Raw genomic sequence first — 457 nt, forward strand, 5'->3', positions numbered from 1 at the left:
CCCTCTCCCATGCCGCCAGAACGACCATGTGCGCCACCAGAACCCGCAAGCCGCAGGACGCCGCGCCGGCGCCTGCTCCTCGCCCTGCCGCTGCTCCGCCCGCCCAGGCCGCCTCCACCGCCGTGCCGGAAGCGGGCATCGACCGCACCGACCGCGCGATCCTGCGCACGCTGCAGCGCGATGCCTCCCTCTCCAATGTGGCGCTCGCGTCGAGGGTGCATCTGAGCCCGCCGGCCTGCCTGCGCCGCGTGGAGCGCCTGAAGCGGCTGGGCCTGATCGACCGCACGGTCGCGCTGCTGCACCCGCGCGCGGTGGGCGCCGGCATGCTGGTGATGATCGGCGTGGTGCTCGACCGTTCCACGCCGGAATCGTTCGCCGCGTTCGAGGAGGCCGTGGCGCGGATCTCCGGCTGCATGGAATGCCACCTCGTGACGGGCGAGTTCGACTACTTCATGCT

At 72.4% G+C, this 457-nt stretch carries 1 protein-coding gene; it reads left to right on the plus strand.

Annotated features, from left to right (window positions below; genetic code table 11):
• Positions 1–26 precede the first annotated feature (26 nt).
• A partial coding sequence (locus tag GVL50_RS28495) for an Lrp/AsnC family transcriptional regulator (RefSeq protein ID WP_159815852.1) occupies positions 27–457 on the plus strand: 431 nt, incomplete at its 3' end.

Source organism: Pseudomonas sp. 18058 (genome assembly GCF_902706155.1).
Lineage (GTDB): Bacteria > Pseudomonadota > Gammaproteobacteria > Pseudomonadales > Pseudomonadaceae > Aquipseudomonas > Aquipseudomonas rustica.